Source organism: Methylomarinovum caldicuralii (genome assembly GCF_033126985.1).
Classification (GTDB): domain Bacteria; phylum Pseudomonadota; class Gammaproteobacteria; order Methylococcales; family Methylothermaceae; genus Methylohalobius; species Methylohalobius caldicuralii.
The window spans coordinates 1,545,736-1,568,448 of the sequence record NZ_AP024714.1; the positions used below are offsets into that span (position 1 = coordinate 1,545,736).

Sequence of the window (22,713 nt, forward strand, 5' to 3'; positions counted from 1 at the left end):
GGAGCCGATCAGGCTCCCTTTTCGTTTGCCGGCGCCAATGCCCGCCAGATGGCGGTCCAGGTATCCAGCAGGTAGAGTTCCAGCGATTTCTCCAGCACCCCTTCCAGCCGCAGCAGCGCCATCCGCGCGACCGTGCCGTAAAACACCGCTGTGGCCACCTGGGGATTCATCCGTCTCAGATCCCCCGCCCTGATCCCCTCTTCCATGATCCGATTCAGCAGCCTGAACGGGGGCGACTGGCTCAGGGGCGGACGCTGGGAAAGGATTTCCTGGTGGCGGACCGTGACAATGAAGCGCACGATCTCAGGTTCGTTTTCGGTCAGCTCGAAGAACAGTTCGAGGATGGCGCGCAGACGTTCGAACGCATTGTTCAGGCGCCGGATCTCCTTGAGGGATTCCTCCAGGCTGTGGAGCACTTCCGTGTAGAGGGCATCGGCGATGGCCTCCTTGTTTTTGAAATAATGGTAGATGGTGCCGGTGCTGACATCGGCCAGCTGGCGAATGTCGGCGATCGAGGTGTTGAAGTAGCCCTTTTCGGTGAACAGCTTGAGGGCGGCCTTGAGGATTTCCTCCTTGGGGTCTTTTTTCTCCAAAGGATGCACAGGCGTGGTTATCATCTTGTTATTATGACTTCCAACAGAAATCGGTCATTTTACGCCCTTTCCCGCCATGAATCAGCTTCCGATTGAATGTTCGATCTAATCGACCGGTGAACGCGCTGCTCAAGTGGCTCGCCGCCTGTCTGACCCTGCCCCCGCTCGTCGTTTTCGGGGGTGCCTGGTTCCTACTCGAGGACAAACCGCTGGTCCCGACTTCTGGTCTCAGGAGCGATGCCCGCCCCGATCCCTATCAACACCGCCTCGATGTCGCTGTGGGCGAATGGTCCCGGCGCACCGGCCTTCCCGTGGCTGCGAGAATCGGCGGCCTGCCGCCCTTCCGGCATCTCATCGCCACACTCAAAACCCCGTTGCCCCGGCCCTATCTCAATGTTGACCTGCGCCTGGAGTGGCGGCAGTCCCAGCTTCACGTCAGGGAAGCCCGGGTGGGAGGAGTGTCCTTACCGGCCGCGCTGGTGGAAGCCGTCCTGCCGCTGCGGGAAACCCGGGTATCCGCGCCTCCCCCCGCAAGCGACAATCCGCTCTCCCTGATGGCCGCCGATACCCGCCTGCTGCAAAAATACTACGACCGGCTGTGGCGCTGGGACCGGCACTGGCAGAAACACGGCGCATCGCTCCTGACGCCGTTGCGGCTGTTGTTCGCCCATGCGCGCCGATACACCATGACGGCGACTGCCGCCGCCGAACACCGGGCCTTGTTGCAGATTCTCGCCGTCTACACCAACAAATACGATCCGGCCCGCCTGTTCGCCCTCAAACCCCGGGGGGAACTGCGTTATCCCCGCCTGACGTTACAGGGACGCCACGACCTGGCACAGCATTTCGTCACCGCCGCCGCCGTCAGCGCCAGTGGCGGCGCCGGACTGGCCCGTTATTTGGGTCTCTACAAGGAACTGTCCGACTTCGACACCGGAAGCGGCTTCAGCTTCAGCGACCTCGCCGCCGACATGGCGGGCACCCGTTTCGGACGACTCGCCGTCACCAGCCCCGGCTATCTTCAGCGCCAACTGCTCCGTCTCGACAGCGAACGGGGTCTGTTGCCCAGCCTGAAGGGGCTTCCCGATCATCTCAGCCGCACCGACTTCCAACGCCGCTTCGGCCATACCGGAAGCCCCGCCTATCGCCGCTTGTTAGCGGTCATCGAACGCCGCATCGACGCCCTGCCGCTTTACCGCCACGCATCGCCCTGACGATTCCGCGGGCAACAAAAAACCCGCCTTGAAGCGGGTTTTCTGCTGATTCTCTCAAATTTGGTCGGGACGGCAGGATTTGAACCTGCGACCCCCACAACCCCATTGTGGTGCGCTACCAGACTGCGCTACGCCCCGAAACGCAGCAATTATAAATCATCTCCGCCCCCATTCACAATGGGGAGCAGGGCAATCGCATGAACGCTACGTCCATCCAAGCAACTGAGCCCGATAGTGGTCACTGGAGGCGGCCAGGAGCCGTCTTGCCTTGATGCCCCCGCGGCGTTTGGTGGGGTCGAGGCGAAAGAGATTGAGCACCATCTGTTTGAGCAGCGCCAGGTTATGAGCCGCATGTCGGGTTCGAAGGCGCATCTGATCATCGTTGAATACGACATCCATACACCAGTGAAGCGGGTTCTCCACCGCCCAATGCTGGCGCACCGCCGAGGCCAGCCGTTCGGCATCGGCCGGCAGGCTGCTGATGTAGAAACGCCGTTCCCGGGTGGTTTTGCCGGCGACGGTGCGTTCGGACTCGACCACGGCAAAGCAGGCCAGATCCGGCCGGCGCTGGGGCCGGTCCAGGCCGTCGAGCTGGTCGAACACATAGCAGCGGCGCACTTCCAGGCGACCATGCGCCCTGTCGACCGTCTCGCATTGCTGATGCGGGGTTTTGTCCGGCGCGTCCTGGAAGGCCTGGAAGAAATCCCGGATCGATTCGGCCAGACCTTTCTGGTTGTCCTTGACCGCCAGTACATAGTCGGCCCCCCGGTCACGGATGGCCTTGGCCATCTTGGGATCGGTCCCCATGGCATCGAGGGTCACCACGCATCCTTTCAAGGCCAGGGTCTCCAGCAGGGCGGGAATGGCCGTCTTCTCGTTGGATTTGTCGGCCACCGCCTCTTGACCGACCACCAACCGGTACTGAGCCGCAAAGGCACTGACCAGATGCAGGGGATCGTGCCCCTTGGACCGGCTGCGCCGACTGGTCTTGCCGTCGATGGCGATCACCTGACCTTCCAATGCCGGAACCACGCTCACCGCCCAGCGCTGGAAGGCCGATCCGAACGCTTCCGGATCGATCATCGCCAAAATCCGCCCCAGGGTGTCGTGGGACGGAATCCCATGCGGCAAGGGCACATATCGACGCAGCCAATCCAGCTTCTCTTTGCCCCAAAGTTCAATCTCCACCAACGTATCCGCACCGCAGATCACCGCGCACACCACAACCACCAGCACTTCCACCAGATCGTAGGTTACCTTCGATGATTGTCGCGGGTCCGGAATCGATACGAACACCTCGCTCAGCGCCAGGGGCTTTTCCAACATCTGTGCCTCCCACAAAAAGCATGCTCCTCAGAGAAGAAGTCTCTAATCTGCAAGTAATCTGCTGCAAGTCATCGAATCTTAAACCATCATCTTCGTGGGGTATATTCATGCGATTGCCCTGTCACCCGCCCCCACGCCTTCGCCGGCCTTGACCACGAACGCCTCGCGACTGATGGGGCCGATGTTGACGGTGTCTACCACGTGGGTGGTGCCGGGCTGGAGCCAGCGGTGCGCGTGCAGATGGAAGGTATGGAAGGCGGTCCCCATGCCGATGACATGGAACCGGACCAGCTCACCCTCGCGGGCCCCGACGGTGGGGTTGGTCCACAGCGGCACCTCGCGGTTGACGATGTGTTTGAGCTCCTGACCCCAGAAGGTGGTCTCGGGCATCCAGAGGATGAACTCGCGCTTGATGTCTTTGAGATTCACCTTTTGGACCTTGCCGTCGATGAGGGCGTCGACCTGGCCACTGGCGGGATTGACGATCAGGGTGCCGAACAGCCCCTTGTCCTCAGCCCCCACCTTGGGGTCGCCGAAGGCGTGGTCGTGGTAGGGCCAGGTGCCGGCCGTTCCCGGGGCGGCGATCCACTCGTAGGTGTAGGGCTTGCCCGGGAACGCCGCCTGGTCGGCGACGCCGTTGAGGACCTTGGTGGTGCCGTCGCTGTCGAATTTGTAATGCACTCCATGGACGTGAAGACTGACCGGCAGGTCGGAGCCCTGGATGCCGTGTTCCAGGGTGACGTAGGCGGTGTCACCCTCAGTGAGCACCAGGGTCGGCCCGGGAATGGTGGGCCCGGAAGCGTAGCGGCCGGTCAGAGCCTCGATGCGGCCGCCGTCCTCCACCTGATGGCGCACCATCTGGTAGGCCAACTGACCGGAAGGCAGCTGCGCCGCTCGCAGGGTGATGCGGTGGACCGCCGCCTGCGCCGGCAGGCTCAGTCCGAGCAGTAACAGGATTAAAATCCGCAGATGCATAACCTCTCTCCTTCAATGTTTGGCTGGCATATTTAGTAAAATGGCGATGAAAAACTTTGCCAATAAAAAAATTAAAAAAACAGCCTCTCAACCCGAAATTTGGATAATCGACAGATTCACGATGGTAAGGAGACATTCATGCTCGCCAACTTCGGAGAACGCCAGCAGCAGCTGCTGAACCTGCTGCTGGAGAACAAGTCAGGCATGACCATGGACGAACTGGCCCGCGCCCTGGGGGTGTCCAAACCGGCGGTCCACCAGCACCTCACCGTCCTGGAACGGGACGGTTATGTGGCCCGCCACGCCCTGGTCAAGACCGGGGGACGGCCCAGTCAGATTTTCGTCCTCAGCGACCGGGGCATCCACCTGTTCCCCAAGCAGTACGCCTGGTTTTCCAAACTGCTGCTGCAACAGCTGTTGGAACGGATGGGAAGCGAAGCCGTGGAAAAACTGCTCTATCAACTGGGCCGGGAAACCGCCGCCTCGCTGCGACCGCGCCTGGAGGGCTTATCGCTCCCGGAGCGCCTGCAGGCGGTGGTCCGGATCATGGGGGAATTCGGCTACGAGGCAACCCTGGAGGGTGAGACGGTAGCGGCCAGAAACTGCGTATATCATAATCTGGCCAAGGCCCATCCGGAGGTCTGCGCCCTGGACGCCGGGCTACTGGAGGGGCTGCTGGATCGGAAGGTGATCCAGCGCGAATGCATGGTCCGCGGCGGCGGCGCCTGCCGTTTCTGCCCGCTTCGGGAGGGCAGGTAAGCTTACCAGTCTTCGGCCGAGCGCACCGAGCCATCCGCATCCAGCTTCAGGCGCAGCCTGCCGAAGCAGGGTTCGCGCCCGGCAACGCAGCCGGATCCTTCCACAAGAACCTCCTCGAAGGTCACTGCCACGATGACTTCGTCTTGACCGCCACCCTGAATCTCGAACCTCAGGGTGTCATTGTCGATCCACCCGTCCTGGGTGCAAAAGACACGAAGACCAGACCAGCGGCGCAGAAACTCGGCTACCTGATGCTGCAGGGTATCGTCCACCGTGACCCTCGGTAACAGAAAGCGGCCACACCCGTCTGGGGGTGACCGCCGAACCTCGATGCTTTCAGTCGCGCAGCTCGCTGAACACGTACCGATGGTCCTCGCGTGCCTGGTGGCACTCGAAGCAGCCCTTGCCGCCGTCGGTCACCAGACGCTTGTTCGGCTTGCCCCCGCCGAAGCCCTCAAAGCCCCAGCCGCCGGTGGCGGCGAAACGCTGGTCATCGTGCTCCATGACGCCGATGAGCTTGCGCTGTTTCTCCACCAAAGCGTGGTTGTCCTCGGCATAGTCCCACAGGTCGAAGACGAACACGGCGCCTTTGGGGTACCTGCCGGTCTTGAGCCCCTGCAGAGCCTTGTAATTGGCATAGACGTGATGGATGCCGCCGAAGGGATTGGCCAGGGGGTGGCCGGGCATGATCACCATCGACTTGACGTGATACCAGCTGCGGAACCCTTGCGGATAGCGGACCTGGTTTTCCGCCGCCGTTGCGGCACCGGCGGACAGCAGACCGAGTAGCAGTAACGCGGTTTTTTTCATTTTGCCATCCTCCTCGTTGTTTGGTATCGAGTGCGAATTATTGGAAGGAACTCAGAAAAAGTCAAGAGATGCATCGCGACAGAACTTGTGGCCTGGGCGTTCCAGCTCCACTCGATGGCAGCGGACCGACGCTAAGGCTAAGGCGATCCCTGGCACACCATAAAAAAAGCGGCACCCGATGACGGGTGCCGCAATCCCGCTTGACGATCACTTGTCGAAGCTTTTCTCCAGGCTATGGCACAGATTGCAGGCCACCTGGTCGCCGGCTTTGAGGGTCGCCAGCACCTTGCCCTCGCGGTCTTTGAGCACCCGGTCCACCGGGGTCTTGGCCAGCCGGGTGCCCAGGTGGTCGGCACCGTGGCAGGCGGCGCAGGGATCGCCTTTGGCGTGCTCGAAGAAATCCCCGTGCCTGCTGATCCACGCCGGATCGTTGACCGGATGCATGCCGTGGGGACCGTCCAGGGTGCCCTTGGGGAAGCTGCCTTCGGTGTGGCAGACGGTGCATTCCAGCAGGGTGCCCCTGTGTCCCTGAAGCTGCATCGCGGTCACGTTGTCGTTGGCGTTGGGGTTGCGGTTGGGCCAGATGGCGTGCGGGCTGCCGTGGCAGCTTTCGCAGCCCAGTCCGCCGTGGCCGTGGCTGTCGCGGTACAGGGTGCCGGGATTCTCGGCGAAGCGCGACGTTACCGGCGGCAGTGGCGTGGCGGCCGGATCGTCGGGATCGTAGGCCACGCAGTCCACCTCGTAGGACACCGGGGTGACCACGTCGGTGGTGGCCAGCACCTTGCCGCTGGCCTTGTCCAGCGCCTGCACCCGCAGCAGCGGATAGGAATTGAAACGGCCTTGGTCGTCCACCGGGGTCATGGGAATGCCCTCGGCAGTGAACCAGCCGTGCTCCGCCACGAAGGCGCTGAACGCCTGGGGATCTTTGGCTTGGTAGGGGACGCTGATGCCGGGCATGTAGCGGCCGTGGTCGGTGTTGTGGTGTACCGGTAGCCCCTCGTCCGGATGGACTAGGCCGGGCGGCAGCCCAAACAGCAGCTCGGCGTTGGTTTCCCCGTTGGGGCCGACCGAATCCCAGAAGTCGCTCTTGACGATCTGGGCAGCATCGGCGCTGGCCCCCACCGGATAGTTCTGGCTGGTGGAGTTGATCGAGTCCGGCCCCACCGGGTCGTTGGGATTGGAAGCAGCCGAGTAGCGCAGTTCCACCACCGCATCGTCGAGCAGCTGAGGCTCGCTGCCGCGGCGCAGGGCGTGGGCGTTGACGGTGTTGAATGGCGGCAGCACGCTGAAGGGATAGGAACTCAGGTCGGCGCAGTGCATTCCCAGGTCGTTGGCCGGCAGCACCACGTGGTTGCCGTCGCCGGAACCCGGCTCGCCCGGCGCCGGCTGCTGCGGCACCATGGCGGTGGTGGGCGGCGGGTTGCCGACGATCACCGTGTGGGTGGCGTCACAGCGGTTGCCGTGGTCGTCGGTGACATGGAAATGGACCTGGAAGCGGCCGGGACGGTCGAAGGTGACCGGGGCCGGATCTGGCACCGTTGGACGGGCGTCGGCACCGCCGCTGAAATCCCACTCGTAGCTCAGCGGGCCGCCCTCGGGATCGCTGGCGCTGCCGGCGAAATCCACCGTCCGTCCCAGACCGATCTGCACCGGATCGGCCGCAGGGGCGACGATCTGGCATTCGGGCGGCAGATTGGCCGTCGGCGGTGGTGGCGGGGTGCCACCACCGCCGCTGCTGCAATGCTCCGGCGCATGGCGGACGTCACGGCGGGCCGTGAGGCCGTCCACCCGCGCTTCGACGGCACAGGGTACCTCACCGCCACTCAGGTCCCTGAGTTTGAATTTGACCGAATCGTCGTCGCTGCTGCGCGAGGCCAACAACGCCCCGGTGACGGCATCGTAGAGCTCGATCCGGTAACGCCGGTCCCCACCATGACGCAGCTTGGCCTTGACCTCCAGGCGGTGCTTCTCGGCTTTGTACTCGGCCTTGTCGATCTTCAGGCTCAGTTTCTCGGATTTCTCGTGTCTTTCTTTGTGATCGCGTCTGTCGTCATCGTCTGGCCGCCCCAGGCCGGGGCGGCCAGACACAAGACCGCCAGCAGAACCGGCAGCCGGCGGAACCAGGACTTATAATTTTTAACCATTTTTAATGGTCATGGATATCGCTCCCTTGTTTTTGGATCCTTCAGCAGCATATAAGCAATTACCGAACCAACTCTGACGATCCGTTTGTCACCTTTCGCCGTTCGTCACCCAAAAGCGACAGTTTTCCTGCCCTTGGCGCTGAAATACCGTTTCCCCGGAATTTCAGGCCGTCGCCTCGGGGCAACAGTCACAAACATTCCCGACACTGGTAAAATGCCCGCTCTCCTCCAGCGGGCGTTTGCCAAGACCGTGGCGATTTGCGATGATCATCAGCTTTAGCTGTCGCTAATACACAAGGAAGCCCTCATGCGCCACTGGTTTCTCCTGATGCTCATCCTCTCCCTCCCCGTCCACGCCGACAACCTGCTCGACGTCTACCGCCTGGCACTGCAAAACGATCCCACCATCCGCGCCGCCCGCGCCAGTCTCAAGGCCGGGCTGGAGGCGGAAAAGCTGGGGCTGGCGGAGCTGCTGCCGAAGGTGGAGAGCAAGCTGGGCTTCAATTTCACCCGCAAGGAGAACCTGGGCCAGTTTCCAGCGGGCTCTCTGCTCATTCCCAGCAACACCAAGACCAATTCCGTCACCCACAACTGGCGCCTGCAGCTGGTCCAGCCGATCTTCGACCTGACCGCCTGGTTCCGTTTCCGCCGGGGACAGGACCTGACGCGCCAGGCCAAGGTGCGCTTCACCGCCGAGCAGCAGGCGCTGATCCTGCGGGTGGTGGAAGCCTACGTCGCGGTGCTGCGGGCCCGCGCCAATCTGGCCGCCTCCAAGGCGCGGGAGGCGGCGACCAAGCGCCAGCTGGATCTGGCCAAGGAGCGTTTCGAAGTCGGCTTGGCCGCCATCACCGACGTGCGCGAGGCCGAGGCCGGCTACAACCTGGCGGTCGCCACCCGTCTGGCGGACGAAGGGGCGGTCAGCGTGGCGATGGAGAAACTCACCGTGCTGACCGGCCGCTATCACGGCCCGCTCTGGGACCTGAAGGCCGACTATCCGGTGGAACCGCCCGATCCGGCCGACCGCGACGCCTGGGTTCGCTTCGCCCTGCAGAACAACTACGACCTCAAGGCCGCCGCCCTGGAGAAGGAAGCCGCCCGCCAGGGTGCCCGCGCCGCCGCCGCCGAACACCTGCCCAAGATCGTCGCCAGCGCCGGTTACGGCCACAGCCACACCGACGCGGAGCAGAACAACATGAAACAGGATCTCAATTCTGCGTTCGAGATCGACAACCGCGTGGGCGATGTCAGCCTGGACCTGGCCATGCCGCTGTTCGCCGGCGGCGGCATCAGCGCCGCCCGCCGCCAGGCCCGGGCCGAGTTCGAACGCAGCCGGGAAAACTGGCTCGGCACCCAACGCACCGTGCAGCAGGCCACCCGCGCCGAGTACATCAATCTCATGACCAGCATCGCCCGCATCGAGGCCGGAAAACTGGCGGTGGCCTCCGCCCGGGCCTCCCTGGAGGCGACCCGGGCCGGTTACGAGGTCGGCACCCGCAATATCGTCGATGTACTCAACACCGTCCAGGGGCTCTATGCCGCCGAGCGCGACTACGCCAACGCCCGCCTCGACTACGTCCTGGCCAGGCTGCGCCTCAAGCGCCTCGCCGGCACCCTGACCCCGGCCGATATCCACGCCCTCAACCACTGGCTCGATCCCCCCCATGAGCCGGAAAACTAAAATCCTGGTATCGCTTGCCATCCTGCTGGGCCTCAGCGCCTACGCCTGGTACCGGCACGATGGAAGCGAAGAAGCCGATGGCGGGCTGACCCTGTACGGCAACATTGCCCTGCGCCAGATCGACCTGGCGGTCAACGGCAGCGAGCGCCTGACCAAGGTGCTGCTGTGGGAGGGCGACCGGGTCCGTCCCGGCCAGCTCATGGCCCAGCTCGACCTGGAGCCGTTCCAGGCCGAGGTGGCCCGCCTCGAAGCCGAGGTCGCGACCCAAAAGGCGGTGGTGGAAAAACTGGAAAACGGCAGCCGTCCCCAGGAGATCGAGCGCGCCCGCGCCCAGCTCGCCGAAGCCAAGGCGCTGGAACAGGACGCCTGGATCACCTACCGGCGGCTGAAAAAACTGCTGCCGCGCAAGCTCGTCTCCCCGGAGGAAGTGGACAACGCCAAGGCCAAAGCCGAGGCGGCCAGCGCCCGCCGCCGGGCGGCGGAACAGAACCTGAGCCTGGCCATCGAGGGACCGCGGCGGGAAGACAAGGCCGCCGCCAGAGCCCGCCTCAAATCGCTCCAGGCGCAGCTGGCCCTGGCCAAACATAATCTGCGCAATGCCAGCCTCTACGCCCCCGCCGCCGGCATCGTCCGCGACCGCATCCTCGAACCCGGCGACCTGGCCAGTCCCCAGCGCCCGGTCTACACCCTCGCCCTGACCGATCCCCTGTGGGCCCGGGTCTACGTGGACGAGCCCGATCTGGGCAAACTGAAATTGGGGATGCGGGCCGAAATCACCACCGACAGTTTCCCGGACAAGCGTTATCCCGGCTGGGTGGGCTACATCTCCCCCAGCGCCGAGTTCACCCCCAAAACGGTCCAGACCGAGAAGCTGCGCACCCATCTGGTCTATCAGGTGCGGGTGTTCGCCTGCAATCCGGAAGGGGAACTGCGTCTGGGAATGCCGGTGACCGTGCGCATTCCTCTGCCCCAGACTCCCGACGCCCGCAAGCCGATCCCCTGCCGGCAGCCACAGCCCCAAGATGGCGACCCGCCCGCCTGAGCCGGCCCTCCGGATCGAGGCGGTCCGCAAGACCTTTCCCCCGGACGTCACCGCCCTCGACGGTTTCGGCGCCACCGTCCGGGCCGGCGCCGTCACCGGCCTGATCGGTCCCGACGGTGCCGGCAAGACCACCCTGATGCGGCTGATCGCCGGCCTGCTGGCGCCCGACGGGGGGCGGATCGTGGTGATCGGCACCGACGTGGTGACCGATGCCGCCCGGGTCCAGGTCCAGCTCGGCTACATGCCCCAGCGTTTCGGCCTCTACGAGGACCTGACGGTGCAGGAAAACCTGGATCTGTACGCCGACCTCCACAGCGTTCCCCTGCCGGAACGCCCGCAGCGCTACGCCCAACTGCTGCACATGACCGGGCTGTCCCCATTCACCGCCCGGCTGGCGGGACGGCTTTCCGGCGGCATGAAGCAGAAGCTGGGGCTGGCCTGCGTGCTGGTGGGCCGCCCCCGGCTGCTGCTGCTGGACGAACCCACCGTCGGCGTCGATCCGGTCTCCCGCCGTGAACTGTGGCAGATTCTCTATACCCAGGTGCGCGAGCAGGGACTGACGGTGCTCCTCTCGACCGCCTATCTGGACGAGGCCGAACGCTGCCAGGAAGTCATCCTGCTCCACCGCGGCCGCAAGCTGGGACAGGCCCCGCCGCGCCATTTCATCGAACCGATGCGGGGACGGGTCTATCGGGCCCGCACCCCCAACCTGTCCAAACGCCGCCTGCAACAACAGCTGCTGCAGCGGCCGGAGATCGCCGACGCCGTCATCCAGGGGGACTGGGTGCGGCTGGTAACCCGAACGCCGCAGCCGCCCCGGCTGGACGATCTTCACACCACCGTCGAGGCCGTCGCCCCCAGGCTGGAGGACGCCTTCATCGTCCGTCTGCTCGAAGCCGGAGAACGGATCACGGTCAGCGAGGTGACCCTGTCGCGGCAGCTGAAGACGGGAAAGCGCGAGGCGGTCATCCGCGTCCGCAATCTCAAACGCCGCTTTGGCGATTTCTATGCCGTCAAGGGCATCTCCTTCGAGGTTTACCGCGGCGAGGTATTCGGCCTTCTGGGGGCCAACGGCGCCGGCAAGACCACCACCTTCCGCATGCTGTGCGGCCTTTTGCCGGTGAGCGAGGGGGAGGCCAGGGTGGCGGGATTCGACATGCGCCACGCCCCAGCCCGGGCCCGCGCCCGCTTCGGCTACATGGCGCAGAAATTCTCCCTCTACGGCCAGCTGAGCGTGGGGGAAAACCTCAGCTTCTTCGCCGGCGCCTACGGTCTGGGCAGTCGCTGCAAACGCGAGCGCATCGACTGGGCCCTTGAAACTTTCGAACTGGTCCCGTGGCGCCGCCAGCGCGCCATCGACCTGCCCCTGGGCTACAAGCAGCGCCTGGCCATGGCCTGCACCCTGCTGCACGAACCGGACATCCTGTTTCTCGACGAACCCACGTCCGGGGTCGCCCCCCTGGCGCGGCGGGAGTTCTGGCTGCGCATCAACACCCTGGCCGAACAGGGGGTGACGGTGCTGGTAACCACCCATTTCATGGAAGAGGCCGAATACTGCGACCGTCTGGTCATCATGCAGGCCGGGGAGATCCTGGCTTCAGGCTCGCCGGAGGTGATTCGCCGCCAGACCGATGCGGCGACTCTGGAAGAGGCTTTCATCCAATTGATCGAGCACCACCCATGAACCGCCGTCTCCCCGCCCTCATCCGCAAGGAATTCATCCAGGTGGTGCGCGATCCGTCCAGCATCGCCATCGCCTTCGTGCTGCCGGTGATCCTGCTGCTGCTGTTCGGCTACGGGGTTTCCCTCGACGCCAAACGGGTGCCGCTGGCGCTCATCGCCGAGCGCCCCAGCCCCGAAACCCAAAGCCTCTTCAGCGGCTTTTACCGCTCCGGGTATTTCGTGCCGGTGCCGATGGCGGACATGGCCGGCGCCGAGCGGCTGCTGGTCGAGGGGGACATCAAAGGCATCGTCTATCTGCAGAGCGACTTTCTGCGCCGGCTGAAGACGGGCGGCGCCCCGATCCAGCTCATCGTCAACGGTATCGACGCCAACACCGCCCGCCTGGTGCAGGGCTACGTCACCGGGGTGTGGCTGCAGTGGCTCCAGCGCCGGGCCCTGGAAGAACGCCTGCCCCCGGCGCCGGCGATCGACCTGCAGCAGCGCATCTGGTACAACCCCGAGGTGGAAAGCCGCAATTTCCTCGTTCCCGGCCTGATCGCGGTCATCATGACCCTGATCGGCGCCCTGCTCACCTCCATGGTCATCGCCCGGGAATGGGAACGGGGCACCATGGAGGCGCTGATGTCCACGCCGGTCACCATGGGGGAGATCCTCCTGGGCAAGATCGGGACTTATTTCCTTCTCGGCACCGGCGGGCTGCTGCTGGCGGTGGCGATGGCGGTGTGGCTGTTCCAGGTGCCGCTGCGCGGCTCGTTCTGGCTTCTGTGGCTGGGCTCGTCGCTGTTTCTGCTGGTGGCCCTGGGGATGGGACTGCTGATTTCCACCGTGGCCAAAAACCAGTTCGTCGCCGGCCAGATCGCCATCATCACCGCCTTCCTGCCGGCGTTCATCCTCTCCGGCCTCATCTTCGAGATCGGCAGCATGCCGACGGCGATCCAGTGGCTCACCTGGCTGATTCCGGCCCGCTACTATGTCGCCATCCTGCAGACGGTGTTTTTGGCCGGGGACATCTGGCCGGTGCTCTGGCCCAATCTGGCGGCCCTGGTGCTGATGGCGGCCTTCTTTCTGGGCCGGACCCGGCAATTGTCGCGCAAACGTCTGGAGTGAACGATGCTGCAACGGATCTGGCATCTGATCGTCAAGGAATTTTTGACCCTGCTGAAGGACAAGCGCAGCCGCTTCGTGGTCATCGTCTCGCCCCTGGTGCAGCTGCTGGTGTTCGGTTACGCGGCCACCTTCGACCTCAACCACATTCCCTACGCGGTCTATGACGAGGACAAAGGGGAACGGTCGCAGCAGGTGCTGGCGCGGCTGCGGGGCTCGCCGGTGTTCGAGGAGGTCGCCCGGATCGACCATGACGCTCAAATCGCCCCCTTGGTCGACCGGCGCGGGGTGCTGTTTGTGCTCCATTTCGGGCCCTACTTCAGCGCACGCTTCGCCCGCGGTCAGAGCCCACCGCTGCAGGTAATCATCGACGGGCGCAATTCCAACACCGCCCTCATCACCCTCGGCTATCTGCGCACCATTCTGGCGGATTTCACCATCGAACGCCTGGACCTAAATCCGCCGGCGCGGCTGGTGACCCGCGCCTGGTTCAACGAAAACCTGCAGAGCCGCTGGTTCATCGTCCCCGGCATCTTCGCCCTGCTGACCCTGGTGGTGGCCATGGTGACCACCGCCCTGACCGTGGCCCGCGAACGGGAACAGGGCACCTTCGACCAGCTTCTGGTCACGCCCCTGACCCCCTTCGAGATTCTGATCGGCAAGACGGTGCCGCCCTTCGTCATCGGCCTCCTCGAAGGCAGCCTGATCCTGGTCGCGGCAGTGTACTGGTTCGAGGTCCCCTTCCGCGGCGCCCTGTGGCTGCTGTATGCCGGCCTGGCGGTCTATCTGCTGGCGGCCATCGGCGTCGGCCTGATGATCTCCTCCCTGGCGGTGACCCAGCAGCAGGGCCTGATGGGGGCGTTTCTGTTCATCGTCCCGGCGGTGATCCTGTCAGGTTTCGCCACCCCCATCGAGAACATGCCGGAAATGGTCCAGCGCATCACCCTCCTCGATCCGATGCGCTACTTCCTCGTCATCGTCCGCACCACCTTTCTGGCCGACCCATCCCTTTCCCTGCTCTGGCCCCAGTTCTGGCCCATGGCGGTCATCAGCGTGGCAACCCTGGCGCTGGCGGCGTGGCTGTTCCGTCACCGGTTGTATTGAGCCGGGTCAGACTGTTCTTTAAGGTGCGATCACGCCATTGTCGAGATAGGTTCTGTCGCAAAAGAACACCAACTTCGGATCGGGCTGGGTGAGCTTTTCGGCCTTGTCGGCATAGCTGAGGGGGGCTATTTGTGCCTGGTCATGGTTTGAATCTCCTGGGGCGGAAAACGGCCCTTACGTGTCGGGCTTGCGGCCGACCACATGGGCACAAAAAAACCGGCAAGCGCCGGCTTTTTTGTAAGTCATTGAATTTATGGCGCGCCCGAGAGGATTCGAACCTCTGACCTCAGGCTCCGGAGGCCTGCGCTCTATCCAGCTGAGCTACGGGCGCTTTTGAAGCTTTGAATTTTATCCTGTTTGGCGCTTTGGCACAATGTTCAAATTTCCTGAACCACGGAAGCCAGGCGATGGGCCCAACGGGTGGTTTCCGGCAGTTTGTAGCGGGTCGTGCAGGCCAGCACCCAGCGCACCGCCGATTCGATGGAAAGCCGATGACCCGGGGAGATGTAGAGCGGCTTGACCCCCTTGCGGGTACGGACCACGGCGCCGATGATCTCGCCGTTGTCCTCCAGCGGCACCCAGGCGCCCTTCTCGTCGGGCACGGGGCCGTGACTGCCGATCAACCGGGTCTTGCCGACGCCGATAGTGGGATGATCCAGCAACACCCCCAAATGGCTGGCAATGCCGAAACGGCGGGGGTGGGCGATGCCCTGACCGTCGCACAGCAGCAATTCCGGAAGACGTGGCAGCTTTTCCAGGGCCCGGAGCACCGCGGGGATCTCCCGGAAGGACAGCAGGCCGGGAATGTAGGGAAACGCCGTGGGCGTCTCGGCGCTGCTGTGGGCGAGTAACTGCAACGACGGAAAGTCCAGCACCGCCACCGCCGCGCGCGTGATTCGGTTTTCGTTCTTGAATCCCACATCGATGCCGGCGACGGTCTCCACCGGCTCTGGGAGATCGTCCTCCAGCCGGACGAAACGACGCAGCCGCTGCTGGATGGCGATGGCTTCCCGGGGCGTCACGTCCCAGGGATGGGCGTGATGCAGTCTAAGCCTCACGGCCTTCCTTGGCCTCTTCCCAGAGGGCGTCGAGATCGCCCAGCGGAACGTCGGTCATTTTGCGTCCGGATGCGGCCAGGCGCCGTTCCATGTAGCGGAAACGGCGGGCGAACTTGCGGTTGCTTTGCCGCAGGGCGGTTTCCGGATGCACCCCCAGATGACGGGCCAGGTTGACGGCGACGAACAACAGATCCCCCACTTCCTCACAGATATGGGCCTCGTCACCGCTGGCCCAGGCCTCGCGCAGTTCCTGCAGTTCCTCCTCGACCTTGGCGAACACCGGCGCTGCCTCCACCCAGTCGAAACCTTGACGGGCGGCGCGGTTCTGGATTTCTTCGGCCTGGAGCAGGGCCGGCAGCGTAACGGGGACATCGTCGAGAACGCCGGTTTCCGCCTCATCCCTGCCCTTGGCGCGGCGTTCGGCCTGTTTGACCGCTTCCCAGGCCCGTTTGCGTTCTTCCTCGGAGGCGAATCTCACGCCGGCAAAGACGTGGGGATGACGGCGTTCGAGCTTGTCGCACAGGCGCTCGACCACCTGGTGGAAATCGAACAGCCCCCGTTCTTCGGCGATGCGGGCGTAGAACACCACCTGCAGCAGCAGATCCCCCAGCTCGTCGCACAGATCGTCGTAATCGCCGCGCTCGATGGCGTCGGCAACCTCGTAGGCTTCCTCCAGGGTATGGGGGATCAGCGATTCGAAGGTCTGCCTGCGGTCCCAGGGACAGCCGCTTTCGGGATCGCGCAGCCGGGCCATGATGGCCAGCAGGCGCTCGACGGGATGGCGCTCAGAAGTGGTAGCCATAGTTGTCGTAGAAACGCTGGCGGAACTGGTCCAGACTGAAACGGTGGTTCTGGGTGCCGGCGTGTTCCACCTTGATCGCCCCCATCAGGGAAGCGATGGCGCCGATGGTTTCCCAGTCGTAATTCTCCAGCAGCCCGAAGAGCACCCCGGCCCGGTAGGCGTCGCCGCAACCGGTGGGATCGACCACCTTCTCCACCCGTGCGGGGGGGATGCGGATCGGCCGGCGGTCGATGTAGACCACCGAGCCCTCGGCTCCCTTGGTGACCACCACTGCATCGACGTCGTCGGAGATCAGTTCCGGGGTCAGCCGGGTCTTCTCCTGTACCAGCTTGGCTTCGTAATCGTTGAAGATGGCCCAGGTGGCCAGTTCGATGAAGCGGAGCAGCTCGTCGCCTTCGAACATGGGTGTCCCCTGGCCCGGATCGAAGATGAAGGGAATGCCTGCCTCGTGGAACTGCTCGGCGTGCTGAATCATGCCGTCGCGACCGTCGGGGGCGACGATGCCGATTTCGATGCCGGCATCGGTGGGCACCTGGTTGAGATGGGCGTGGGACATGGCCCCGGGATGGAAGGCGGTGATCTGGTTGTCGTCCAGGTCGGTGGTGATGTAGGCCTGGGCGGTGTAGGTCCCTTCCACTTCGCGCAGATAGCGCTGGTCGATGCCGCAGAGCTCCAGCCATTCCCGGTAGGGGCCGAAATCCTGGCCCACGGTGGCCATCGGCAACGGCTCCTTGCCCAGCAGCTTCAGATTGTAGGCGATGTTGCCGGCGCAACCGCCGAACTCCCGCCGCAAATCCGGCACCAGAAAGGAAACGTTCAGGATGTGGACCTGGTCCGGCAGGATGTGATTCTTGAAATAGTCGTGAAACACCATGATGGTGTCGTAAGCCATGGAACCGGTAATCAGCGCGCTCATTGCTTTACCCTTGGAAAAAACGGTCGTATCCGATCAAACCCCACACCAGCAGGGCGAGAAAAATGGCCAGCAGCACGCTGGCCGAAGCGATGTCCTTGGCGTAGCCGGACAGGGGGTGGAATTCGGTGCCGATGCGGTCCACCACCGCCTCCACCGCCGAATTGAGGGTTTCGAAGATGGCGATCTGCCAGACGCTGGCGATCAGCAGCACCCGCTCCACCGCCGTCTCCCCCAGCCATAATCCCAACGGCAGCGCCAGCAGGGAGACGATGACCTCCTGCCGGAAGGCCTCTTCCTTGCGCCAGCACACCTTCATCCCCGCCACCGAATTGCCAAAGGCGGCGATCAGGCGGGGAATGCCTTTCAGTCCCGGCTGGCCCATCAGCCCTCCCCGAGCAGGCGACGGTAAGCCTCGGCATCGAGCAACCTGTCCCACTCGGCCGGATCGGAAGGCCGGACGCGGAACAGCCAGGCCGAGTAGGGATCCTCGTTGAGCCGCTCCGGGTGCTCGGCCACCGCTTCATTGACCGCCACGATCTCGCCGGAAACCGGGGCATGCACGTCGGAAGCGGCCTTGACCGATTCGATCACCATGCACGGCTGGCCGGCCTTCACTTGGGCACCTGCTTTGGGCAGCTCCACATAGACGATGTCCCCCAGCTCTGCCTGGGCGTGGTCGGTGATACCCACGGTGACGGTGCCGTCGGCCTCGCGGCGGGCCCACTGATGGGTCGGTGAATAGCGCAGCTCCTCGGGAATGCGGCTCATCTCTTCTGCTCCTTTGCTGGACGCTTTAGGCAAAGCCGCCATTGTACCGCAGCCTTGCGGAAAGTGGCCGCCCTGCAGTACATTGAGCGGCTTTCCGACCGCTGAAGCCGCGCATGCGCCTGCCCTGTTCGCTGTTGCTCCTCACCGCCCTGCTGCCCGCTGCCGCCTTTGGCAGGGAGGAAGACGAGGCCGACGCGGGCCCCGGCGTCCGCATCGAAGCCGCCGCCCAGGCCCTCGCGGCCCTGATCATCGAACCTGCGCCCAGGCCCGAACCGGCGCCGGCCGCCACCGCGTGGGCCGAAGTGCTGGATCCGGCGCCGCTGCTCGAGGCCGCCATCGCCTGGCGCCAGCGGCAGCAGGCCATCGCCGCCGCCCGCAGCCGGGTGGACATTCTAGAGCGGCGCCGCCAGCGCCTGAACCGACTGCGAGACAGCGTCAGACGCCGCGAGCGCGAACAGGCCGCACTCGACTGGCAGGCGGCCCGGGCGGAACTAGCCAGACTGGAACTGGCCCAGGCGCAGCAGCAGCGCCAGCTCCGCCTGGCGTGGGGCGAGGTGCTGAGCGGCTGGGTCGTGCGCGACGCCCCCGAGCTGCAACGCCTCGCCCACCGGCAACTGACCCTGGTGCGCCTGACGCCGGCGGCGGACGCAGCCCGCTTCCGGCATAACGGCAGAACCGTCCCCCTGCCGCTGCTGTCCCCCGACCCCCGCGTCGATTCCCGCAGCGGCCAAAGGGCCAGTCTGCACCGCGCCGACCTTCCCCTGCCCATCGGACTGCGCTTCACGGCGGCCGCAGGCCAGGGCCGGCCGGCCATTCCACTCCCGGACAGCGCCGTGGTCTGGCAGGGGGGAAGGCCCTGGTTCTACGTCCGCATCGACGGGGAAAGCTTCCGGCGCCGCCCGCTCCGGGGCCGGCGCCGCGGCGGGCGCTGGTGGGTCGAAACCGGGCTGGCGCCGGGCGAGGCCGTGGTGATCCGCGGCGCCCAGTGGCTGCTGGCCCAGGAACTGCGCGCCCTGGTGCCCGAAGAGGACGACGACTGAATGCTGGCCCGCCTGATCGATGCCGCCATCCGGCTGCGCGGCCCCATCCTCGGCCTGTGTCTGCTGCTTTTGGCTTACGGCGGCTGGCGTCTGTCCCAGGCCGGGCTCGACATCTTCCCGGAATTCGCCCCCAGGCAGGTGGTGATCCAGACCGAAGCCCCGGGGCTGACCGCCACCCAGGTGGAGCAGCGCCTGACCCAGCTGCTGGAAAACGCCCTTGGCGGGCTGGCCGGCCTGCGTCAGCTGCGCTCCGAATCCATCGCCGGCCTGTCGGTGATCACCGCCGTGTTCGAGGACGACGTCGATCTCTACCGTGCCCGCCAGCAGGTGAGCGAACGCCTCGCCACGATCGCCGCCCGCCTGCCTGCCGGCATCCAGCCGCCCCAGGTGGTGCCCCTGTCTTCGTCCTCGGCCACGGTGCTGACCCTGGGCCTGACCGGCGCCGACCGCCTGACGCTGCGCGATTTCGTGGACTGGACCCTGGTGCCCCGCCTGCTGGCGGTGCCCGGGGTGGCCGACGTCAACGTCTTCGGCGGCGGCCGCCGCCAGCTGCAGATCCAGCTCGATCCCGAACGCCTGGCCCGCCACGGCCTCGGCCTCAACCGGGTGCTGGACCGCCTCCACCGGCAACTGCAGCGCGAAGGGCTGGGCTTCGTCACCACCCCCAACCAGCGTCTGGTCCTCACCCTGCCCCTGGACCGGGAGCTCGAAGCCCGGCTGCGCCACCTGCCCGTCTCCCCGCCTTTGACCCTGGAACAGCTGGCCACCCTCACCTGGGGCGAGGCCCCGCCCATCAGCGCCGCCCAGGTCAACGGCGAGCGGGGTCTGGTGTTGACGGTCATCGGCCAATACGGCGCCAACACTCTGACCGTGTCCCGCCGGGTGGAACAGGTGCTGGCGGATTTTCAGCCCCTGCTGGCGAAACAGGGCATCACCCTCCACCCCCATCTGTTCCGTCCCGCCGACTACATCGAGCGCTCCTTCCGCAGCCTCGATGCCCACCTGCTCGCCGGCGCGGTGCTGGTGATGGTGGTGCTCTACGCCTTCCTGGCCGACTGGCGCAGCGCCCTGATCTGCACCCTGGCCATCCCCTTGAGCCTGCTGAGTGCCGCCCTGGTGCTGGTGGAGGCCGGCGTCAACCTCAACATCATGGTCCTCGGCGGGCTCACCATCGCCCTGGGGGAAGTGGTGGACGACGCCATCATCGACACCGAAAACCTGTTCCGCCGCCTGCGTCTGAATGCCCAGGCCGCTGTGCCCAGGCCCATTCACCAGGTAGTGCTGGAATCGGCCTTGGAAGTGCGCGGCTCGGTGGTCTACGCCACTTTCATCGTCGCCTTGGTGTTCGTGCCGCTGCTGACCCTGGGCGGCGTGGCCGGCCGCCTGTTCGCTCCCCTGGGGGTGGCTTACATCCTCGCCATCCTCGCCTCCCTGGCGGTGGCCCTGACCGTCACCCCCGCTCTGGGTTACCTGCTGCTCGGGCAGCGCCGCCAGCCCCGGCAGGCGCCGGTAAGCGCCTGGCTGCAGCGGCATTACCGCCGCCTGCTGCGCGCCGTCCTCGCCCGTCCGCGCCCGGTTCTGGCCATCGCTGCGCTGCTGTGTCTGGGGGTGCTCGCCAGCCTGCCGGGGCTGGGCGGGCGTTTTCTGCCGGAACTGCGCGAGGGCCATTTCATCGTCCACACCGCCAGCCTGCCGGGCACCTCCCTGGAAGCCTCGCTGCAGCTGGGCCGGCGCCTGACCGAAGCGTTCCTGGCCATTCCCGGGGTGGTGTCGGTGTCCCAGTGGGCCGGACGGGCCGAACGCGGCGCCGACACCTACGGCAGTCATTACAGCGAATACGAGGTCCATCTCCAGCCGCTGTCAGGACCGGCGCAACGGGCGGTGCTGGAACGGCTGGAGGCGGTGCTGGAACGCTTCCCCGGCATCGCCTACGAGGCCAACACCTTCCTTACCGAACGGGTGGATGAGACCCTGTCCGGCTATACCGCCCCGGTGGTGGTCAACCTCTACGGCCCCAGACTGGCGGTGCTCGACCGCCTCGCCGCCGAAGTGGCGGCGCAGATGGCGCAAATCCCCGGCGCCCGCGAGATCCGCATCCGCGCCCAGACCGCCCTGCCCCAGCTGGAGATCGATCCGGACCCGGAAGCGCTGGCGCTCTTCGGCCTCTCCCCCGCCGATCTGGTGACGGCGCTGCAGAGCTTCCAGGGGGTGACCGTCGGGGAAACCTTCGCCGGCAACCGCGCCTTCCCCGTCACCGCCATCCTGCCGCCGATGTGGCGCCACGATCCCACCGCTCTGGCGCGGCTGCCCCTCAACGCTGCCGACGGCCGTCTGGTCCGCTTGGGAGACGTAGCCCGCATCCGCCAGGTGGAGGGACGCTACAACCTGATCCATCGCAGCGCCCAGCGCCTGCAGGTGGTGACCGCCAATCCGGCAGGCGATCTGGATGCCTTTTTCACCGAGCTGCGGCGGCGGGTGCTGACGGAAATCGACTTCCCCCCCGGCTACGCCACGGAATTCACCGGCGCGGCGGTCCAGCAGCACCAGGCCCGTCAGGCGCTCCTGGTCCACGCCCTGGCCGCCGGCGTCGGCGTGCTGCTGCTGATCCAGGTGGCGCTGGGTTCCTGGCGCCATACCCTTCTGACTCTTGCCAATCTGCCTTTCGCCCTGGTGGGCGGAGTGCTGGCGGCCTGGCTGAGCGGCGGTATCATCTCGGTCGGCTCGATGGTGGGTTTCGTGACCCTGTTCGGCATCACCGTGCGCAACGCCATCATGCTCATCGCCCATTACCGCCGCCTGGTGACGGTGGAAAAGCGCCCCTGGAACGCCGCCACCGCCCTCGACGGTGCCACCGACCGTCTGCCGGCGGTGCTGATGACCGCCCTGGTCACCGCCCTGGCGATGCTGCCGGTGGCCTGGGGCAGCGACAACCCGGGGCGGGAGATCATGGGCCCGATGGCGGCCATCATCATCGGCGGCCTGCTCTCCTCCACCGCCCTGACCCTGCTGCTGCTGCCGCCGCTGCTGCTGCGTTACGGGCGTTTCAACGCCTGCTGAACCAGTCGCGCCTCCCGCCCTGACAGCGGCAGCTTGATAGCGGCCTGTTGCGCCTGCGGCGACATCTTTTTCCAGGTCTTGCCGACGATGTCGATGAGCTTGTCGTCGCTGTAGTCCTGCGCGAAGGGGAGAAAGTAATATTGCAGGAACACCAGACAAGCGGCGTCCTCCACCATCTGCACCTGGGGGTCGCGCTTGAGGCCGCGTTTCATCAGGATGCGTTTCACCTGCCCGATGGCGGATTCACCGGAGCCGGCCCGGCGCAGCAACCGGGCGGCCGTTTCTCCATGCAGCCGGTACAGGAAGGTACGCCATGCCAGATAACCCCGCCGTCCCGACGGATAACGGTCGCGGGGGATCAGCCAGCGGCACACGTGCTGGGCGCGGGCGGCGAGAAAGGCGGTTTCCGGGGCGTCGGGATAGAGCCGCACCAGCCAGTCGGTCATGCGGATGCCGTACAGCCAGGTGCGGGGATAGGGTTTCCCGCGCCAGGTTTCCCATACGGGATCGCTGGCATTGGCCTGGTCGATCAGACCGACGGCGGTCACGAAACGGTGCGGGTCCATCATCCCCTCGACGGTTTGGATTGACAACCTTCCCGATCCGGCCTACAACCTCAACCGGACAGCCACGATTCGGG

General features: G+C 65.4%; 21 protein-coding genes and 2 tRNA genes. 9 read left to right on the plus strand and 14 right to left on the minus strand.

Features of this window, described 5'->3' with window-relative positions; genetic code table 11:
• Nucleotides 1-8: 8 nt before the first annotated feature.
• The gene (locus tag MCIT9_RS07910) at nucleotides 9-593 is read right to left on the minus strand and encodes a TetR/AcrR family transcriptional regulator (RefSeq protein WP_317704367.1); all 585 of its coding nucleotides are present in this window, start codon (nucleotides 591-593) and stop codon (nucleotides 9-11) included.
• Between the two features lie 116 nt (nucleotides 594-709).
• Here MCIT9_RS07910 and MCIT9_RS07915 point away from each other — a divergent pair, with 116 nt between their 5' ends.
• On the plus strand, nucleotides 710-1,807 hold the full coding sequence (locus MCIT9_RS07915; RefSeq protein WP_317704368.1) for a hypothetical protein: 1,098 nt from the start codon (nucleotides 710-712) through the stop codon (nucleotides 1,805-1,807).
• 61 nt (nucleotides 1,808-1,868) lie between these two features.
• Here MCIT9_RS07915 and MCIT9_RS07920 read toward each other — a convergent pair.
• The 3 genes from MCIT9_RS07920 to MCIT9_RS07930 all read right to left on the minus strand — a co-directional run bounded on the left by MCIT9_RS07920 (nucleotide 1,869) and on the right by MCIT9_RS07930 (nucleotide 4,108).
• A tRNA-Pro gene (locus MCIT9_RS07920) sits at nucleotides 1,869-1,945 on the minus strand.
• Between the two features lie 66 nt (nucleotides 1,946-2,011).
• On the minus strand, nucleotides 2,012-3,133 hold the full coding sequence (locus tag MCIT9_RS07925; RefSeq protein WP_317704369.1) for an ISAs1 family transposase: 1,122 nt from the start codon (nucleotides 3,131-3,133) through the stop codon (nucleotides 2,012-2,014).
• A gap of 105 nt (nucleotides 3,134-3,238) precedes the next feature.
• Nucleotides 3,239-4,108, minus strand: coding sequence for a multicopper oxidase domain-containing protein (locus MCIT9_RS07930; RefSeq protein WP_317704370.1), 870 nt, complete (start codon nucleotides 4,106-4,108; stop codon nucleotides 3,239-3,241).
• 138 nt (nucleotides 4,109-4,246) lie between these two features.
• Here MCIT9_RS07930 and MCIT9_RS07935 point away from each other — a divergent pair, with 138 nt between their 5' ends.
• Nucleotides 4,247-4,867, plus strand: a complete 621-nt coding sequence (locus MCIT9_RS07935) for a helix-turn-helix transcriptional regulator (RefSeq protein WP_317704371.1) — start codon at nucleotides 4,247-4,249, stop codon at nucleotides 4,865-4,867.
• A 2-nt stretch (nucleotides 4,868-4,869) separates the two neighbouring features.
• Here the strand turns inward: MCIT9_RS07935 and MCIT9_RS07940 are convergent, their stop codons facing one another.
• From MCIT9_RS07940 to MCIT9_RS07950, 3 genes are all read right to left on the minus strand, one after another.
• A complete protein-coding gene (locus tag MCIT9_RS07940; RefSeq protein WP_317704372.1) occupies nucleotides 4,870-5,139 on the minus strand; it encodes a hypothetical protein in 270 nt (89 codons plus the stop codon).
• 64 nt (nucleotides 5,140-5,203) lie between these two features.
• Nucleotides 5,204-5,677, minus strand: coding sequence for a cytochrome P460 family protein (locus MCIT9_RS07945; protein ID WP_317704373.1), 474 nt, complete (start codon nucleotides 5,675-5,677; stop codon nucleotides 5,204-5,206).
• A 207-nt stretch (nucleotides 5,678-5,884) separates the two neighbouring features.
• The gene (locus MCIT9_RS07950; RefSeq protein ID WP_317704374.1) at nucleotides 5,885-7,765 is read right to left on the minus strand and encodes a PKD domain-containing protein; all 1,881 of its coding nucleotides are present in this window, start codon (nucleotides 7,763-7,765) and stop codon (nucleotides 5,885-5,887) included.
• 363 nt (nucleotides 7,766-8,128) lie between these two features.
• Here MCIT9_RS07950 and MCIT9_RS07955 point away from each other — a divergent pair, with 363 nt between their 5' ends.
• The 5 genes from MCIT9_RS07955 to MCIT9_RS07975 are packed head-to-tail and all read left to right on the plus strand — an operon-like array spanning nucleotide 8,129 to nucleotide 14,432.
• Nucleotides 8,129-9,499, plus strand: a complete 1,371-nt coding sequence (locus MCIT9_RS07955; protein ID WP_317704375.1) for a TolC family outer membrane protein — start codon at nucleotides 8,129-8,131, stop codon at nucleotides 9,497-9,499.
• Entirely contained in the window at nucleotides 9,483-10,541 is a 1,059-nt protein-coding gene (locus tag MCIT9_RS07960; protein WP_317704376.1) for an HlyD family secretion protein, read from the plus strand. Before MCIT9_RS07955 ends, MCIT9_RS07960 begins: the two co-directional genes overlap by 17 nt.
• A complete protein-coding gene (locus tag MCIT9_RS07965; RefSeq protein WP_317704377.1) occupies nucleotides 10,522-12,225 on the plus strand; it encodes an ATP-binding cassette domain-containing protein in 1,704 nt (567 codons plus the stop codon). The genes MCIT9_RS07960 and MCIT9_RS07965 overlap by 20 nt, the downstream gene beginning before the upstream one ends.
• Entirely contained in the window at nucleotides 12,222-13,331 is a 1,110-nt protein-coding gene (locus tag MCIT9_RS07970) for an ABC transporter permease (protein WP_317704378.1), read from the plus strand. Before MCIT9_RS07965 ends, MCIT9_RS07970 begins: the two co-directional genes overlap by 4 nt.
• Before the next feature lie 3 nt (nucleotides 13,332-13,334).
• Nucleotides 13,335-14,432: an ABC transporter permease gene (locus tag MCIT9_RS07975; RefSeq protein WP_317704379.1), complete on the plus strand. Its 1,098-nt coding sequence runs from the start codon at nucleotides 13,335-13,337 to the stop codon at nucleotides 14,430-14,432.
• Between the two features lie 254 nt (nucleotides 14,433-14,686).
• On the opposite strand, the gene MCIT9_RS07980 is transcribed toward MCIT9_RS07975, so the two are convergent.
• The 6 genes from MCIT9_RS07980 to gcvH all read right to left on the minus strand — a co-directional run bounded on the left by MCIT9_RS07980 (nucleotide 14,687) and on the right by gcvH (nucleotide 17,976).
• A tRNA-Arg gene (locus MCIT9_RS07980) sits at nucleotides 14,687-14,763 on the minus strand.
• A 46-nt stretch (nucleotides 14,764-14,809) separates the two neighbouring features.
• Nucleotides 14,810-15,490 (minus strand): deoxyribonuclease V, encoded by a 681-nt coding sequence (gene nfi / locus MCIT9_RS07985; protein WP_317704380.1) that lies wholly within the window; start codon nucleotides 15,488-15,490, stop codon nucleotides 14,810-14,812.
• On the minus strand, nucleotides 15,480-16,292 hold the full coding sequence (gene mazG, locus MCIT9_RS07990) for a nucleoside triphosphate pyrophosphohydrolase (RefSeq protein ID WP_317704381.1): 813 nt from the start codon (nucleotides 16,290-16,292) through the stop codon (nucleotides 15,480-15,482). Before mazG ends, nfi begins: the two co-directional genes overlap by 11 nt.
• Complete coding sequence (locus tag MCIT9_RS07995; RefSeq protein WP_317704382.1) at nucleotides 16,276-17,208, minus strand: carbohydrate kinase family protein; 933 nt, start codon at nucleotides 17,206-17,208, stop codon at nucleotides 16,276-16,278. The genes mazG and MCIT9_RS07995 overlap by 17 nt, the downstream gene beginning before the upstream one ends.
• 4 nt (nucleotides 17,209-17,212) lie before the next feature.
• Nucleotides 17,213-17,590 (minus strand): diacylglycerol kinase, encoded by a 378-nt coding sequence (locus tag MCIT9_RS08000; protein WP_317704383.1) that lies wholly within the window; start codon nucleotides 17,588-17,590, stop codon nucleotides 17,213-17,215.
• A complete protein-coding gene (gene gcvH / locus MCIT9_RS08005) occupies nucleotides 17,590-17,976 on the minus strand; it encodes a glycine cleavage system protein GcvH (RefSeq protein ID WP_317704384.1) in 387 nt (128 codons plus the stop codon). The genes MCIT9_RS08000 and gcvH overlap by 1 nt, the downstream gene beginning before the upstream one ends.
• A gap of 113 nt (nucleotides 17,977-18,089) precedes the next feature.
• Here gcvH and MCIT9_RS08010 point away from each other — a divergent pair, with 113 nt between their 5' ends.
• Nucleotides 18,090-19,016, plus strand: coding sequence for an efflux RND transporter periplasmic adaptor subunit (locus MCIT9_RS08010; protein WP_317704385.1), 927 nt, complete (start codon nucleotides 18,090-18,092; stop codon nucleotides 19,014-19,016).
• Nucleotides 19,017-22,073, plus strand: a complete 3,057-nt coding sequence (locus tag MCIT9_RS08015; RefSeq protein ID WP_317704386.1) for an efflux RND transporter permease subunit — start codon at nucleotides 19,017-19,019, stop codon at nucleotides 22,071-22,073.
• On the opposite strand, the gene MCIT9_RS08020 is transcribed toward MCIT9_RS08015, so the two are convergent.
• A complete protein-coding gene (locus tag MCIT9_RS08020; protein WP_317704387.1) occupies nucleotides 22,049-22,639 on the minus strand; it encodes a DUF4202 domain-containing protein in 591 nt (196 codons plus the stop codon). The two genes, MCIT9_RS08015 and MCIT9_RS08020, sit on opposite strands and share 25 nt — an antisense overlap.
• Nucleotides 22,640-22,713 lie beyond the last annotated feature (74 nt).

What these genes read in the sequence shown, in the direction of transcription:
- MCIT9_RS07925 (WP_317704369.1), bottom strand. Translation starts at nt 3,133, where the DNA reads ATGTTGGAAAAGCCCCTGGCGCTGAGCGAGGTGTTCGTATCGATTCCG.
- MCIT9_RS07930 (WP_317704370.1), bottom strand. Translation starts at nt 4,108, where the DNA reads ATGCATCTGCGGATTTTAATCCTGTTACTGCTCGGACTGAGCCTGCCG.
- MCIT9_RS07935 (WP_317704371.1), top strand. Translation starts at nt 4,247, where the DNA reads ATGCTCGCCAACTTCGGAGAACGCCAGCAGCAGCTGCTGAACCTGCTG.
- MCIT9_RS07945 (WP_317704373.1), bottom strand. Translation starts at nt 5,677, where the DNA reads ATGAAAAAAACCGCGTTACTGCTACTCGGTCTGCTGTCCGCCGGTGCC.
- MCIT9_RS07955 (WP_317704375.1), top strand. Translation starts at nt 8,129, where the DNA reads ATGCGCCACTGGTTTCTCCTGATGCTCATCCTCTCCCTCCCCGTCCAC.
- MCIT9_RS07960 (WP_317704376.1), top strand. Translation starts at nt 9,483, where the DNA reads ATGAGCCGGAAAACTAAAATCCTGGTATCGCTTGCCATCCTGCTGGGC.
- MCIT9_RS07965 (WP_317704377.1), top strand. Translation starts at nt 10,522, where the DNA reads ATGGCGACCCGCCCGCCTGAGCCGGCCCTCCGGATCGAGGCGGTCCGC.
- MCIT9_RS07970 (WP_317704378.1), top strand. Translation starts at nt 12,222, where the DNA reads ATGAACCGCCGTCTCCCCGCCCTCATCCGCAAGGAATTCATCCAGGTG.
- MCIT9_RS07975 (WP_317704379.1), top strand. Translation starts at nt 13,335, where the DNA reads ATGCTGCAACGGATCTGGCATCTGATCGTCAAGGAATTTTTGACCCTG.
- mazG (WP_317704381.1), bottom strand. Translation starts at nt 16,292, where the DNA reads ATGGCTACCACTTCTGAGCGCCATCCCGTCGAGCGCCTGCTGGCCATC.
- MCIT9_RS07995 (WP_317704382.1), bottom strand. Translation starts at nt 17,208, where the DNA reads ATGAGCGCGCTGATTACCGGTTCCATGGCTTACGACACCATCATGGTG.
- MCIT9_RS08000 (WP_317704383.1), bottom strand. Translation starts at nt 17,590, where the DNA reads ATGGGCCAGCCGGGACTGAAAGGCATTCCCCGCCTGATCGCCGCCTTT.
- gcvH (WP_317704384.1), bottom strand. Translation starts at nt 17,976, where the DNA reads ATGAGCCGCATTCCCGAGGAGCTGCGCTATTCACCGACCCATCAGTGG.
- MCIT9_RS08010 (WP_317704385.1), top strand. Translation starts at nt 18,090, where the DNA reads ATGCGCCTGCCCTGTTCGCTGTTGCTCCTCACCGCCCTGCTGCCCGCT.
- MCIT9_RS08015 (WP_317704386.1), top strand. Translation starts at nt 19,017, where the DNA reads ATGCTGGCCCGCCTGATCGATGCCGCCATCCGGCTGCGCGGCCCCATC.
- MCIT9_RS08020 (WP_317704387.1), bottom strand. Translation starts at nt 22,639, where the DNA reads ATGGACCCGCACCGTTTCGTGACCGCCGTCGGTCTGATCGACCAGGCC.